The sequence below is a fragment of the Nocardia sp. GP40 genome, from assembly GCF_050434125.1.
GTDB classification, from domain to species: Bacteria; Actinomycetota; Actinomycetes; order Mycobacteriales; family Mycobacteriaceae; genus Nocardia; species Nocardia albiluteola.
Genome location: NZ_JBNPVW010000016.1, coordinates 240188 through 253877 on the forward strand (window position 1 = coordinate 240188; position 13690 = coordinate 253877).

Genomic DNA, 13690 nt, shown 5'->3' on the forward strand with positions numbered 1-13690 from the left:
TGTGTGCGATACCCATTGAACGAAGGGGCGCTGATGTCCGGACCACCCGAGGACCGGGATCCGCGCCGGATCGATCCGGATCGGCTGGCGGATCTGGTCCGGGCCGCGCAGCGGGGCGACATGCTGGCCGTCGACGAGCTGCTGACGGCGATCACGCCCTACGTGCGTGCGCTGTGCGGCCCGATCGCGCTCGATCTGGGCCCGGATGCGGTGCAGGAGACGCTGATTGCGGTCTTCGGCCACCTGCGCCGGCTGCGCGATCCGCGGGCGCTGTTCGGCTGGGTGCGCGTCATCGCGGTGCGGGAGGCGGTGAAGGTGGCGCGGAGCCGGCCGGTTGCCGCCGAGCTGCCGGAGCTGCCCGCCCCGGGCGATGTCGAGCTGGCCGTCGATGTGGCGGACGTGCTGCGCCGGCTCAGCCCGCAGCATCGCGCGATTCTGGTGCTGCGCGACCTGGAGGGGCTGGACGAGCAGCACGCCGCGCGGCTGCTCGAGGTTCCGGTGGGAACGGTGAAGTCGCGACTGGCGCGGGCGCGCGCCAGCTTTCGGAGGGAGTGGCGGGCATGAGCGAGTCGATGCGGTGGCCGGCGGCCGACTTCGATCCCGTCCGGAGGCTGCGCGTGATCGCCGCGGCGGCGCCCGGCGGGCATCTGCACGAGGCGGTGCTCGACGCCGCGCCGGATCGGGTGTGGGCGGTGATGTCCGATCTGGAGGGTGAGCTCCCGCGGTGGCTGTTCGCCGATATCGCCTCGGCGCGTTACCTTCCCGATCGCGCGGGCTCGGCCCGGCGGCTGCTGGTTCGCGGTCGTTCGGGGCTGCGGGCGCGCTTCACGGTGGTGCTGGAACCCGGATGGTGCCTGATGCAGAGCCGGTTCCTGCTGGGCGGCATGGCCGTGGTTCCCGAGGCCGCCGGCACGCGGGTCGCGGTGCTGGGCGGGTTCCGCGGCGCGCTGCGGCCGCTCGGTCCGGTTGCGCGGGCGTTCGCCGGACACAACGATGCCGCCGCGATCGGGCGTCTCACCGGCCGAATCGACTCGGCGACCTGATCAGCGGCGGCGGGTTAGTGGGCTCGCGGTGCGCGAGCCCACGGGGCTACGTGAGGTGGTAACCGGCGCCGAGCGCCGCGAGCGCGTCGTCGTTCGTCAGTCCACGGCGCTTGCACAGGCAGTGGCTGCCTTCGAGGACGAATCCGAGGCCGTCGCAGGGATAGAAACCGCGTGCGTCCAGAACCGCGAATCGGACCGTGTGATCGACGTCTGGGAGGGGCGGGGAGAATTCGTACCAATTCGCCATCAGCGGGTGGCCGTCTTCGCCGTGTGGCGCGCCCGGCATCAGCCGCGCCCGGCCATCGGTTTGCTGAGCGATCATCATCAGTGCCTTTTCTTGTGTTATCTGTTCGAGATTGGCTCGCGTACCTATCGTCCACCAGAGTCTCGGGGGGGACTGCCTGCACCGTTGGGAAGGTGCGTTCCGGTGGGCACCTGCCGTCCTCGACATAATGACAATCGGATCGTCCCGGGCGTGCGTTAGCAACATCTGCCGGTTCTTCCGAACATTGGGTAAACAGCTGGGTCGGCAAGTCCCGGTGGTGATCACGGGACGGGCGCCGGGATTGGAGCGATCGCGGACCTGTGCGTCCGAAGTTGAGAATTATTTGAGCCGGACATCATTCGATGTTCATATTTCCGCCGGTCGATATCGAGTGCTGATGATCTTGTCGTGCAATCGATATCGAGCGTTCCCGGCGCTCGGTCGCGGGGATCTCGTGGATTCGGCTACGGCTGTCCCGTCAACTTCCGGCGGGTGCGGGGCGGGGTCGAGCCGGGCAGGGTGGCGAGGATGTCGGCGAGTGTGGTGGTGGTGAGGCTGGCGCGCCACGCCTCGTGCGCCTCGGCCATCTTGATCGCGAGAATGCACGGGGTGCGGCACATGTCGGCGGGCAGCGCGCCGCGACCCTGCTGCCGGATCTCCCGGCATTCGTAGGGCGCCGAGGCGCCGTCCACCGCCTCGACGATGTCCAGCAGCGTGATCTCCGCGGCGGGCCGGGCCAGCCGGAATCCGCCGCGCGGGCCCGTCGTCGCGGCCAGTACGCCGGCCCGTACGAGTGACTGCAACTGCTTGGCGAGGTAGGCCGCCGGGATGTCGAAGTACTGCGCGAGCTGCGCCGCGGACGCGGTCGCCCCCGGTTCGAGCTGCGCCAGCGTCGAGGCGCAGTGCAGCAGCCATTCGGTACTCGAGGGCAGCTTCATGTCCCGCATTCTATCTTGGATATTGCGGATCTATTTAGTCCGAGATACCGTGGGGGGAACCCGATGAGCGGAGGAACGATGCAGTCTCGCGTGATGATCAGCAAGCAGGATCCGGCCAGCTACCAGGCGCTGGTCGCGTTCTCGCAGGCCGCGGAGCAGGGTGCCGCGGCCGCGGGAATCGACCCGCTCCTGGTCGAGCTGGTGAAGCTGCGCACGTCGCAGATCAACGGATGCGCGTTCTGCCTCAGGATGCACACGCGCGACGCGCTGGCGAAGGGCGAGCAGCCCGATCGGATCGCGGTCCTGCCGGCCTGGGCCGAAACCGGCTACTTCTCGGCGGTCGAGCGGGCGGCGCTGCGGCTGACGGAGTCGATCACGCTGGTGGCGGACGGTCACGTCAGCGACGAGGACTACGCCGCCGCGGCCGCCGATCTCACCGAGCAGCAGATCGCGGCGATCGCGTGGCTGACCACTGTGATGAACGCGTTCAATCGGGTGGCCATCACCAGCCGCTACAAGGTCGCCCCGGCCTGATGCGGGTCAGCGGTTGAACAGGACGAACGGCGCCGCGACGACAGCGGCCGTGGCGATGGCCGCGGCGAACCACAGCGGCTCGCGGCGCCGGAACGCCTGAATCGACAGGGAGATCGGAACCAGCCCGAACACAACGAAATTCGAGTATTGGTCGACGACCAGGTACAGGGCGCAGACGATCAGCGCGACGAACGAGAGCGAGTTGCGCGCCCAGAGTTGCGCGGCGGCGGCCTCCCGGGCCGGGGCCGGGGTGACCCAGGGGGCGGGAATCGTCCCGGCGGGGATGACGTCGTCGGTCCAGCCGTAGCCGTCCCAGCGGCGCTTGACCTGGGTGTCGGCGGGGTCGACGTACCAGCCCGGCGCCATGAACTGCTCGCGTGCGGTGTCCGGGGTGCTGCTCATTTCCGATGCCTCTTTCTCGTCGCTGATCTGCTCGTCTCGCACGGGATTTCGCGCCTCGCGAGGTAGTGAAGCCGCCCGTTCTTGGCAACTTCTTATGAACCGCTCGAGGCGGGGCCGCAACGGGCAGCGGCTAGCCTCGCGGTATGGCTATTCGGGAAGTGATCAGTGCGGACGGAACCGGCATCGTCTACCGGGTGAGCGGGCCGGACGGCGGGCGGCCGCTGGTGCTGCTGCACGGCTGGGCCGGGAACCTGCGGAACTGGGGTGTGGCCGCAGACGAGCTGGCGCGGCGATTCCGGGTGATCGCGGTGGATCTGCGCGGGCACGGATACTCCGATGCGCCCGAAACCGGATACGACGACCCGAAGAACTGGGCCGCCGACGTCGCGGCCGTGCTGGCCGGTGAGGGCATCGAGACCGGCGCGGTGCTGCTGGGCTGGTCGTACGGCGGCATCGTGCTCAGCGACTATCTCGCCGCCTACGGCACCGGCGCCGTCGCGGGCGCGATCTACTGCAGCTCCCAGGCCGGCATCGGCCGCGACGTGCCCGGCTCGGAACCCGGCCCGGCCATGCAGCAGGCCATCCCGGACGTGTTCGAGGAGTCGGCGGGCAAGGCCATGCGCGGCTTCGCCGCGTTCGGCAATGCCAACACCGGCCACGCCCGCGACAAGGGCGCCGACGCCCAGCGCCTGTACGGCGGCAGCCTGTCCACCCCGCCCCGGGTTCGCAAGGCCCTGTTCTACCGCACCACCGACAACACCCCGATGCTCCGCACCCTGGATGTACCGGTCCTGGTCCTGCACGGCACCGCCGACCCGGTCGTCCCGATCGCCAACGGCGAGTACATCGCCGAGGCCGCCCCCGACGTCCGCACCTCCTACTGGCCGGACTCCCAGCACGGCCTGTTCATCGAGGACCCGGCTCGCTTCGCCACCGAGGTCGCCGCCTTCATCGACACCCTCGACTGAACCCGTCGGTTCCCATCGCCGCCCCCTCCGATTCGGAGGCGGTAGCGGCTAACCTGATAACGCAGGGAGGCGTGACCGGGTCGGACGGAAGGTGGTGGAGGGTCGTGGCACATCTGATGGCCGCCTATGACGACGTGAATCACGAGGCGGCTCTCAAGTACGCGGTGCAGCACGTCGAGGGTCGGAGTGCTGAAGTCATCGAGGGGCGGATCGTACTGGTGTCACCGATGTGGGACCACGAGCGGATTATCGCGCGAATTCGGCGACAGCTGGACGCGCGGGTCGATGAGCTCAACTGTCTGACGGGGTCCGGCAATCTGGATCTGCCGGGGTCCCCGAACTGGTACGTCCCGGATCTCGCGGTGATCCCCGAGGAACTCGCCGACGGTACGGGTGCGTTGGTGCCCGGCCAGACACTGCTGGTGGTCGAGGTGACCTCGGATTCCACAGCGGATAATGATCGCTCCGCCAAGCGCAAGCGGTACGCGCAATACGGCGCCCCGCTCTACCTGCTGGTGGATCGCCAGGACCGAACGTGGACGCTGTATGCGCACCCACACGATCTGGGATATGGAAAGACCGACGGCCCGTACCCGTTCGGCGATCCGATTTCACTCCCGGATCCTTTCGCGCTCACCATCGACACCACCGCATTCTGAACGCGTAGGAGCGGCTTACGGCTGTTCGAGTGTGTCGAACGGGATCGTCATCTCGATGGGGTCGTCGAGGAGCAGTACACGGCGGTGGACGGTGTGCACGAGGTAGCGCGTGCGGTTCGCAGTCCCGGATCCAGACATCGGGGTAACGGACGTTCAACCGGCGATCCGTGGCCGGGGATTCAGCGTCGGCGAACCGTGCGGCAACGTCGGAATCGACCATCATGCACGGCCCGCCGGGACGGCGTGCGGCCTCGAACAGCCCGGCCACCCGGCGGACCACCCGGCTGTGCAGTGGCTTCTGGGCCATCATCCGCACGATGAGCCCGTTGACGATCTCGATGTCGCCGAGTTCGTCCGCCTTATCGCAGAGCGGCGCCGAGCGGGCCAACACCCGGGCGGACGGTGTTGTGACGGCTCTCACTTCGTGGTCCGGGTCGCATCGGTGGGGTGCGCGGCCCGTGCACACTGGAGGGGTGGTGAGTTCTCGTTCGGATGTCCGGCCCCATCGGATCGCGGTGGTATCGGTGCATACCTCGCCACTGGCGCAACCGGGCACCGGGGACGCGGGCGGCATGAACGTCTACGTGCTGCAGACCGCGATTCAGCTGGCTCGCCGCGGCGTCGAGGTGGAGATCTTCACCCGTGCCACCTCCTCCGCCGACGAGCCGGTGGTCGAGGCCGCGCCGGGCGTGCTCGTGCGGCACGTCGTCGCCGGACCGTTCGAGGGACTGGACAAGCACGAACTGCCGACTCAGCTGTGTCCGTTCGCGGCCGAGGTGCTGCGGCAGGAGGCCCGGCAGCTGCCCGGGTACTACGACCTCATCCACTCCCACTACTGGCTCTCGGGCCAGGTCGGCTGGCTCGCGCGTGACCGCTGGCGGGTGCCGCAGGTGCACACCGCGCACACCCTGGCCGCGGTCAAGAACGCCTACCTTGCCGAGGGCGACACCCCCGAGCCCGCCGCCCGCGAGATCGGCGAGAAGCAGCTCGTCGACGAGGCCGACCGGCTCGTCGCCAACACCGGCGAGGAGGCCCGCCAGCTGGTCGAGCTCTACGGCGCCGATCCCGAACGCATCGACGTCGTGCTGCCCGGTGCCGATCTGGCGCGCTACCGTCCCGGCGATCGCGCCGCGGCCCGCGCCGAGCTGGGCATTGCCCCGCACGAGCAGGTCGTCGCGTTCGTCGGCCGGATCCAGCCGCTCAAGGCCCCCGACGTGCTGGTGCACGCCGCCGCGCAGGTGTTGCGCACCGAGCCGGAACGGGCGCTGCGGGTGCTGATCGTGGGTGGCCCGTCCGGCACCGGCCTGGACCGCCCCGACGCGCTCATCGAACTCGCCGCCTCCCTCGGCATCGCAGACCGGGTGACCTTCCTGCCCCCGCAGGCACCCTCCCGGCTGGTGCAGGTGTACCGCGCCGCGGATGTGGTCGCGGTGCCCAGCTACAACGAATCGTTCGGCCTGGTCGCGATCGAGGCCCAGGCCAGCGGCACGCCGGTGCTCGCCGCACAGGTGGGCGGCCTGGGAACCGCTGTGCGCGACGGGGTTTCGGGCCTGCTGGTGCCCGGTCACCGCACCGACGAATGGGCCGCGTCGCTGCGCACGATGCTCGACGACCCGGCCCGCCTGCACGCGATGGGCCGCGCGGCGAGCGCGCACGCGGCCAACTTCTCCTGGGAACACACCGCCGAGGGCCTGCTGGACAGCTACTCCGAGGCGCTCGCGGGCCGCCTCGGCATGCGCTCGCGGCTGGCGGGTACGTTGCTCAGCGAGAGCAATCAGGCCAGGTCGCGGGCGCTGTGGCGGCGCCGGATGGGAGTGGTGCGCAGGTGATCGAGCAGACCGCACAGCTGATCGAGGAGACGCTGCGCGATCGGGAGGTCGAGTACACGCGCGAGGGCGAGAACACGTTCGTCGTGGTGCTGCCCGGCGAGCGCAAGCTGAAGACCACCGTCATGCTGACCGTCGGCAAGCACGGCGTGCGCCACGAATGCTTCGTCTGCCGCAAACCGGACGAGAACTTCGAGGGCGTCTACAAATTCCTGCTGCGCCGCAATCGCCGCCTCTACGGCGCGGCCTACACCCTGGACCGGGTCGGCGACATCTACCTGGTCGGCCGCATCGCGACCCACACGGTCACGCCCGATGAGCTGGACACCGTCTTCGGCCAGATCCTCGAGGCCGTGGACGCGGACTTCAACGTCCTGCTCGAGCTCGGCTTCGCCGAATCCATTCGCCGCGAATGGAAATGGAGAGTGTCCCGCGGCGAATCGCTGAAGAACCTGCGCGCCTTCGAGCATCTCGTCGAGGCCGAGGACTCCTGACCGGCTCGCTCACGCCGAGCAGTGCCGTGTCGACAGCCCAAGTACGGGTGGTGAACTCGTATCAGCCGAGGCTGCCGAGCTATGGATCTTCCTGTAGCGCTGCGACTTTCGGTTGATGAGGTGTCGCCGATCGAAAGAGGCCGCGGAGAGCTTCCGGCGCCGGTAGCGGCCGGAAACGCTCGCTGCTGGACGAGCCGCCGCCGATCTCCCCGCTGACCCCGGACCGACCGCAGCTCCGGGCACCCGGATCCTGATCCACTCGGACGGCCGGTCGAGTGCGCGGCGGGGGACACCCGACCCGGCGGTGCGGGTCGCGGCGATCCGATCGACAATGGCCCGATGGAGCTGAGCGATGCGCTGCGGACGACGGGTGCGGTCCGCGAATTCACCGACGAGCCGGTCGCGGACCAGACGGTCTACGACATTCTCGAGACCGCCCGCTTCGCGCCCAGCGGCGGCAACCGCCAGGGCTGGCGGACGATCGTGGTCAAGGATCCGCAGGTGCGGCTGGCCCTGCGGGATCTGTACCTGAACGGCTGGGACGAATATCTGGCGCTGGGCAAGGCGGGCCTGGTGCCGTGGGCCCCGATCACCGATCGCGAGGCCGAGCAGGTCGCGTTGCGCGAGGCGGGCACCCTGCCGCGGGGCGATTTCGCCGAGCGGTTGCACGAGGTGCCGGTGATGATCGCGGTCCTGGCCGACCTGCGCGTGCTCGCGGCGGTCGATCGGGATTTCGACCGGTACACCCTGGTCGGCGGCGCCTCGATCTACCCGTTCGTCTGGAGCGTGCTGCTCGCCGCGCGCGAGCACGGCCTCGCCGGCGTGCCGACCACGATGCTCACCCGCAGCGAGCCGCAGGCCCGCGAGGTGCTGGGCGTGCCGGACACCTACGCGGTCGCGGGTTTGCTGATCCTGGGGCATCCTGTGCGCCGGCCCAAGCGCCTGCGCCGCGCCGAGGTCGAGGACTTCACCACCCTCGACCGTTTTGACGGCCCGGAATTCACCGCCTGATCCGGGGCCACGAATGCCGCAACGTGGGCGGCGACCGACCTGCCGCATCGTGGGCGGTGACCGATCTGTTGGAGGCGATGGGCCCCATGCTCGTCGCGTGGCGGTGGGTCGCAGCCCGCTGCTTGCACGGGGGAACTTCCGAACGGCGGGACGGGGTGCGGCGCCGGGTGCGAGGATGCGGGCGTGACGGTTTTGGCGTTGGACATCGGGGCGACGAAGCTTGCGGCGGGGATTGTGGACGAGGGGTGGCAGGTGCGGGACGTGCGGGTGGCCGCGGTGCCGCGCGCGGGGGTCTGGGAGGTGTGCCGTGAGCTGCTGCGGAAGGTGGCCGCGCCGGAGCGGGTGCGCGCGGTCGGCATCGGGTCCGCGGGGCCGGTGGATGTGCCGCGAGGGATCGCGCTGCCGCTGAACATCCCCGAGTGGAAGTCCGGATTTCCGATCGTGGACTCGGTGCGAGAGCTGTTTCCGGACGCGGTGATCCGGTTCGCGCACGATGGGGCCTGCCTGGCGCTGGCCGAACATCACATCGGGGGGCTGCGCGGGGTACGCGACGGGCTGGCGATGACCGTCTCGTCGGGGATCGGCGGCGGATTCCTCGAGGACGGCCGGGTCGCGGTGGGCCGCACCGGAAATGCCGGTCACGTCGGGCACATCGTGGTCCCCGGATCGCGGGATCGCTGCGGCTGCGGCGGCATCGGGTGCGTCGAGGCGGTCGCCAGCGGCATGTCGTCGGTGCGCTGGGCGCGCGCCCAGGGCTGGACCGGCGAGTCGGGCATCGAGCTGGCACGGGCCGCGCACACGGGGGAGCCGATCGCGCTGGCCGCCCTCGAACGGGCCGGAACCGCACTGGGACAGGCGATTTCCTCCGCGGCGGCGCTGCTGGACATCGACCGCGTGATCATCGGCGGCGGATTCTCCGAATCCGGTGAGCCGCTGTGGAATCCGATGCGCGCCGCGATCGCCGAACACGCCCGCCTCGGCTTCCTGCGCGAGATCCAGGTGCTGCCCTCGCGAATTCACAACGGCGCCACCCTCGTCGGCGCGGGCGTGCTGGCGGCCGGGCACGCCGCCGCCGACGAGTACGACTGAGCATCGCCGTGTCGGTCGGTGCCACGCGGCCGCATACGGACGGTCGTCGACGCTCGAGGGCGTGCCCTCGTCGATTTCGGCCGGCAAACCGATTACGTTCGATCTCGTGTCTGTCGAATACGTGCCGGGTGATGTGGTCTTCGTGCCGAGCGGGCCGTTCCAGGGCAGCTGCGGGGTAGTGCGGGAGATCGACGCGCACAGCTCGCAGATATGGCTGGACCTCTCGATGGGCTGGCAGCGTACCCACCGGGTCGCGGTGGATTTCGACGAGATCGAGCTGGCCTGACCGCGCCCGATCGAGTGCGGGCCCGGGCACGGCCTTATCCGCATCGTGGAATGATGGCCCTCATGACGTACACCCTCGTGCTGCTGCGCCACGGCGAGAGCGAATGGAATGCCCTGAACCTGTTCACCGGCTGGGTGGACGTGCACCTCACCGAGAAGGGCACGGCCGAGGGCAAGCGCGCCGGCGAGCTGCTGGCCGAGCATAAGATCCTGCCCGATATCGTGTTCACCTCGCTGCTGCGCCGCGCCATCGGCACCGCCAACCTGGCGCTGGACGCCGCGGATCGGCACTGGATTCCGGTCGTGCGCGACTGGCGGCTCAACGAGCGCCACTACGGCGCGCTGCAGGGCAAGAACAAGGCCGAGATCCGTGACAAGTACGGCGACGAGCAGTTCATGCTGTGGCGCCGCAGTTACGACACCCCGCCCCCGCCGATCGAGGCGGGCACCGAGTACAGCCAGGACGGCGACCCGCGCTACGCCGATATCGCCGCGCCCGCCACCGAGTGCCTGCAGGACGTCGTGGCCCGCATGGTGCCGTACTGGGAGTCGACGATCTCCAAGGAGCTGCTGACCGGGAAGACGGTTCTGGTTGCCGCGCACGGTAATTCGCTGCGCGCGCTGGTCAAGCACCTGGAGGGGATCTCGGACGACGACATCGCCGGGCTGAACATCCCGACGGGAATCCCGCTGCGCTACGAGCTGGACGAGAACCTGCGTCCGGTCGGGCCGGGGGAGTACCTGGATCCCGAGGCGGCCGCCGCCGGAGCCGCCGCCGTCGCCAACCAGGGCGGCAAGTAGATCTCACACGGGAAGCGGAATGCAGCCTCGGTTCGAGATGGTCCCCGACCGGCCCGGACGCGAGGTTGCGTTCGAGCCGCTCCTGGACGAACTGCTGCCGCTCTTCTGTCCCGGCTGGGAGATGCCGCAGACCGAGGAGGGCGGGAGCCGATTCCATCGTTGCAGCCGGTCCACGAGGCCATCGTCGAGTATGTGCGCACCGGGACCCCGGCCGAAAAAGTTGGCGCGACGATGGCCTGGTACTGCGCGTATCCGAACGGGCGCCACTCCTCCCGGGAGGACCTCGCGGACGAGAACGTCCAGGCCGCCCTCGCTGACCTGCGCCGACAATATCGCGCCGCCTGTCTCGCCGCGTTTCTCGCCTCCGACGACCCCGATGACCGCCGGGACCTCTCGTTCGGGTTCACTCTCGACCCCGCCGCGTACCCCCCGGAGGATCGACCGGCATTGCTCCGGGCACGGCAGATCGTCACGGCGGACCCGGAGCGCTATGCCCGGATACTCGCAACCGCGCCGCGGCAGCCGAACGAGTGAGACCCGCCGAGGCGATTCCCGGCGGTGCGGGTCCCGCGCGACTCGCGGCAAAACGCCAAATACTGTGAACTTCCTCTTGTCTACGGAACCGTAGCTATCACATTGCTGCTCGCTTCGATCCGGCTTCGCCTGCGCGCGTTCGGTATCGGGTTATCCCTGGTGGTGACCGATTGATGGGGGCTGCGACCGAATAGTTGCGGGCCTCGGATCGATCCGCCCGGCCGATGAGAGGCTGAGAAAGTGCAAGACTTTCGTTGCAGTTGGTGTAACCGGCGGTTTGAAACTTACTCATCGGTAGATAGACTCCCGGACGTTCGACCATTTCGAGAGGTGGATCACGTCCGATGAAGTACGCGTTGCGGGCCACAGTCACGGCTGTCGCCGCCACCATCACCCTTCCGTTTCTCCCGGGCACGGCCGCCGCGGCGCCCGCGGTCACCGGCCCCGACGGAGGCCCCGCCGGCGCGGCCTGGACGGCCACTGAGGACGGCCCGCAGCAATACCCGAACATCCACATCGACTGGGACGTGCCGATCCGGATGAGCGACGGCGCCGTCCTGAAGGGCAACGTGTACCGCCCCGCCGATGCCATCGGGCGGCCCGTCGACGTGCGCACGCCCGCCATCGTCAACATGACCCCGTACACCAAGCTGGTCTCGGCCATCGCCGACCAGGCCGGATCGATTCCGGGCCTGTCCGACGCGCTGCTGCATCTGTTCCAGCAGATCGACATGTCGGGCACCCCGCTGTCCGGGCTCACCGATTTCACCCGGGCATTCGGCGGCGGCGAGCTGCGCAACTTCAGCGTGGACCGGCAGCTGATCCGGAGCGGTTACACGCAGGTAGTCGTGGACGTGCGCGGAACCGGCTTCTCCCAGGGTGACTGGGACATCTTGCGCGGGCGTGAGCAGCAGGACACCGTCGAGGTGATCGACTGGGCGTCTCGGCAGCCGTGGTCCGACGGCAAGGTCGGCATGAACGGCCTCTCCTACTCGGGCATCAACCAGGTGCAGGCCGCGGAGAAGCACCCGCCCGCGCTGAAGGCGATCTTCCCGGTCGTGCCCGGCAGCGACCTGATCGACGATGTGCTCGCGCCCGGCGGCGGCTTCGGCTTCAACTTCATTCCGCTGTGGCTCAGCGCGGTCAACGGCCTCAAGTGGGTACCGGACCTGAAGTCGCTGGCCACCGGGAACTTCGACGCCAAGTGGCTCACCGATCGCGCGGCGGACCCGCTCACCTATATGGACGTGCTGGCCAACGCCTACACCCAGCCGCGGATACAGGATCTGGATCCCCGGTTGCAGCGGATGCTGACCGACATGTCGTCGGATCGGAAGCAGTGGATGGGCGATCCGGGCCGGATCACGATTCCGACGTTCGTCGTCGGTGGCTGGCACGACCTGTTCACCTACTCCGAATCCAAGATCTACAACCAGGTTTCGGTGCCGCCCGGCCAGAAGCAGCTGTTCATGGGCAACACCTATCACGTCACCTCCGGCAACGAGACCGGTAAGCCGGGCCTGCCGCCGCGCCTGGACGTGTTGCAGCGCGCGTGGTTCGACAAGTGGCTCAAGGGAATCGACAACGGCATCGACCGGTACGGCCCGGTTACGCTGCGCCAGCAGGGCGGCGGCTGGATCACCCAGGGTGGCTTCGGCGCCACCGCCCCGGCCGAGGAGGCCTCGAAGTATCGCCGGATGTACCTGTCCGCCAACCGAAGTGGCACCGCGAACAGCGTCTACGACGGTTCGCTGACCGGCGGACCGAACGGTGATACCGCGAGCCTGACCGTCGCGCCGGGCCTGAGCACGGTGTGCTCCAACGACGCCGCCCAGGCCACCACGGGTGTGCTGGCGGTCATCAATGCCTGCGGGAGCGATTCGCGGATCGCCGAGACCAACGCGCTGACCTTCACCAGCGCGCCGGTGCCGGGCGCGACCACGATCTCCGGCCCGATCGCGGTGCACCTCAACACCGTTCAGGACGCCGCCGACGGCTACTGGACCGTGACGGTGAACGACGTTGCGCCCGACGGGCGGTCGACCGTGCTGACCTCCGGTCAGCTGATGGCCTCGCTGCGGCAGATCGACGACGCGCACAGCACCCGTTCGGCCAACGGCGATTACACCGATCCGCGCGCCTACGTCTCGCTGGACAAGCGCCAGCCGACGGTGCCGGGCCGGCCGACCATCCTCGACATCGCGCTGTCGGGCACGCAGGCGGTACTGCAGCCGGGCCACCGCCTGCGCGTGGATGTGTTCGCGGGCAACTTCCCCAAGGGCCTGCCGATCCTGCCGATGCTGGTGGACACGGGGTTGAAGCCCGAGCACGTGCGGCTGGACCCGAATCGCCCGAGCTTCGTGAACCTGCCGGTCACGGGCGAGCCGGGCTGGTGAACCAGCTGAACTGAGTCGTACCTCACGCGGCGGTGAAAGTGCGATAACGGTCACAACAATCGGGCATGATGACCAGTAGTTCACGCGGGTTTCGCGCATTCTCCAGATCCGCGGTGCCACAACGAAATGTCCTCGCGCGATCGTCTTGATCGTTCGGCAGTAGCTCGGCTCGGCGCCGTGGCCAGGCCGGTAGAACTTTGTGTAAACGCCGGGCTAACGCCGCCATAATGTCCTGCGACCTGCGTGAAACTTCGCCGTCCGCTGCTCGCGCGGGTCCTGCGCGATCGTACGATTCATCTGTGAGTGGAGCGCAGCGGAACGAACCATCGGTGCCGCGCGCCACGCGCACGACGTTGCAGGGCATCGGCGAGGCGGCGTCCACGTCGATGCCGAGCGCTAGCGAGGTATCGGTGTGAGTGGAGCGCAGCGGAACGAGCCATCAGCG

General features: G+C 69.0%; 16 protein-coding genes. 13 read left to right on the forward strand and 3 right to left on the reverse strand.

Annotated features, from left to right (window positions below):
- The first annotated feature begins 33 nt into the window (after positions 1-33).
- Together ABH933_RS37225 and ABH933_RS37230 are read left to right on the forward strand one after the other, a co-directional pair.
- Positions 34-564 carry an RNA polymerase sigma factor gene (locus ABH933_RS37225; protein WP_429424728.1) on the forward strand — a complete coding sequence of 177 codons (531 nt, stop codon included), beginning with the start codon at positions 34-36 and terminating at the stop codon, positions 562-564.
- Positions 561-1043, forward strand: a complete 483-nt coding sequence (locus ABH933_RS37230; protein WP_429424730.1) for an SRPBCC family protein — start codon at positions 561-563, stop codon at positions 1041-1043. The genes ABH933_RS37225 and ABH933_RS37230 overlap by 4 nt, the downstream gene beginning before the upstream one ends.
- A 46-nt stretch (positions 1044-1089) precedes the next feature.
- Here ABH933_RS37230 and ABH933_RS37235 read toward each other — a convergent pair whose 3' ends face one another.
- Both ABH933_RS37235 and ABH933_RS37240 read right to left on the reverse strand, forming a co-directional pair.
- Entirely contained in the window at positions 1090-1365 is a 276-nt protein-coding gene (locus tag ABH933_RS37235; RefSeq protein ID WP_429424732.1) for a hypothetical protein, read from the reverse strand.
- Between the two features lie 407 nt (positions 1366-1772).
- A complete protein-coding gene (locus ABH933_RS37240; protein ID WP_429424734.1) occupies positions 1773-2246 on the reverse strand; it encodes an RrF2 family transcriptional regulator in 474 nt (157 codons plus the stop codon).
- Positions 2247-2324: 78 nt separating this feature from the next.
- Between ABH933_RS37240 and ABH933_RS37245 the strand changes: the two genes are divergently transcribed.
- Positions 2325-2780 carry a carboxymuconolactone decarboxylase family protein gene (locus tag ABH933_RS37245; RefSeq protein WP_429424736.1) on the forward strand — a complete coding sequence of 152 codons (456 nt, stop codon included), beginning with the start codon at positions 2325-2327 and terminating at the stop codon, positions 2778-2780.
- A 6-nt stretch (positions 2781-2786) separates the two neighbouring features.
- On the opposite strand, the gene ABH933_RS37250 is transcribed toward ABH933_RS37245, so the two are convergent.
- Positions 2787-3224 carry a DUF2510 domain-containing protein gene (locus ABH933_RS37250; RefSeq protein ID WP_429424737.1) on the reverse strand — a complete coding sequence of 146 codons (438 nt, stop codon included), beginning with the start codon at positions 3222-3224 and terminating at the stop codon, positions 2787-2789.
- A 101-nt stretch (positions 3225-3325) separates the two neighbouring features.
- Between ABH933_RS37250 and ABH933_RS37255 the strand changes: the two genes are divergently transcribed.
- From ABH933_RS37255 to ABH933_RS37300, 10 genes are all read left to right on the forward strand, one after another.
- Positions 3326-4150, forward strand: coding sequence for an alpha/beta fold hydrolase (locus ABH933_RS37255; protein WP_429424739.1), 825 nt, complete (start codon positions 3326-3328; stop codon positions 4148-4150).
- A 104-nt stretch (positions 4151-4254) separates the two neighbouring features.
- Entirely contained in the window at positions 4255-4809 is a 555-nt protein-coding gene (locus ABH933_RS37260; protein ID WP_429424741.1) for a Uma2 family endonuclease, read from the forward strand.
- A 476-nt stretch (positions 4810-5285) separates the two neighbouring features.
- Positions 5286-6638 carry a D-inositol-3-phosphate glycosyltransferase gene (gene mshA, locus ABH933_RS37265; RefSeq protein ID WP_429424743.1) on the forward strand — a complete coding sequence of 451 codons (1353 nt, stop codon included), beginning with the start codon at positions 5286-5288 and terminating at the stop codon, positions 6636-6638.
- Positions 6638-7129, forward strand: coding sequence for a YbjN domain-containing protein (locus ABH933_RS37270; RefSeq protein ID WP_429424827.1), 492 nt, complete (start codon positions 6638-6640; stop codon positions 7127-7129). Before mshA ends, ABH933_RS37270 begins: the two co-directional genes overlap by 1 nt.
- Before the next feature lie 339 nt (positions 7130-7468).
- Positions 7469-8140 carry a nitroreductase family protein gene (locus tag ABH933_RS37275; protein ID WP_429424745.1) on the forward strand — a complete coding sequence of 224 codons (672 nt, stop codon included), beginning with the start codon at positions 7469-7471 and terminating at the stop codon, positions 8138-8140.
- A 183-nt stretch (positions 8141-8323) separates the two neighbouring features.
- Positions 8324-9229: an ROK family protein gene (locus tag ABH933_RS37280; RefSeq protein WP_429424747.1), complete on the forward strand. Its 906-nt coding sequence runs from the start codon at positions 8324-8326 to the stop codon at positions 9227-9229.
- A 106-nt stretch (positions 9230-9335) separates the two neighbouring features.
- Positions 9336-9515: a hypothetical protein gene (locus tag ABH933_RS37285; RefSeq protein WP_245400263.1), complete on the forward strand. Its 180-nt coding sequence runs from the start codon at positions 9336-9338 to the stop codon at positions 9513-9515.
- 62 nt (positions 9516-9577) lie between these two features.
- Positions 9578-10315, forward strand: coding sequence for a phosphoglyceromutase (locus ABH933_RS37290; RefSeq protein WP_429424750.1), 738 nt, complete (start codon positions 9578-9580; stop codon positions 10313-10315).
- A 159-nt stretch (positions 10316-10474) separates the two neighbouring features.
- Positions 10475-10849, forward strand: coding sequence for a hypothetical protein (locus tag ABH933_RS37295; protein ID WP_429455230.1), 375 nt, complete (start codon positions 10475-10477; stop codon positions 10847-10849).
- Between the two features lie 344 nt (positions 10850-11193).
- A complete protein-coding gene (locus ABH933_RS37300; protein ID WP_429424753.1) occupies positions 11194-13245 on the forward strand; it encodes a CocE/NonD family hydrolase in 2052 nt (683 codons plus the stop codon).
- Positions 13246-13690: the final 445 nt, after the last annotated feature.

Coding starts and splice junctions, on each gene's coding strand:
- ABH933_RS37230 (WP_429424730.1), top strand. CDS start 561: ATGAGCGAGTCGATGCGGTGGCCGGCGGCCGACTTCGATCCCGTCCGG.
- ABH933_RS37240 (WP_429424734.1), bottom strand. CDS start 2,246: ATGAAGCTGCCCTCGAGTACCGAATGGCTGCTGCACTGCGCCTCGACG.
- ABH933_RS37225 (WP_429424728.1), top strand. CDS start 34: ATGTCCGGACCACCCGAGGACCGGGATCCGCGCCGGATCGATCCGGAT.
- ABH933_RS37255 (WP_429424739.1), top strand. CDS start 3,326: ATGGCTATTCGGGAAGTGATCAGTGCGGACGGAACCGGCATCGTCTAC.
- ABH933_RS37300 (WP_429424753.1), top strand. CDS start 11,194: ATGAAGTACGCGTTGCGGGCCACAGTCACGGCTGTCGCCGCCACCATC.
- ABH933_RS37275 (WP_429424745.1), top strand. CDS start 7,469: ATGGAGCTGAGCGATGCGCTGCGGACGACGGGTGCGGTCCGCGAATTC.
- ABH933_RS37235 (WP_429424732.1), bottom strand. CDS start 1,365: ATGATCGCTCAGCAAACCGATGGCCGGGCGCGGCTGATGCCGGGCGCG.
- ABH933_RS37245 (WP_429424736.1), top strand. CDS start 2,325: ATGCAGTCTCGCGTGATGATCAGCAAGCAGGATCCGGCCAGCTACCAG.
- ABH933_RS37290 (WP_429424750.1), top strand. CDS start 9,578: ATGACGTACACCCTCGTGCTGCTGCGCCACGGCGAGAGCGAATGGAAT.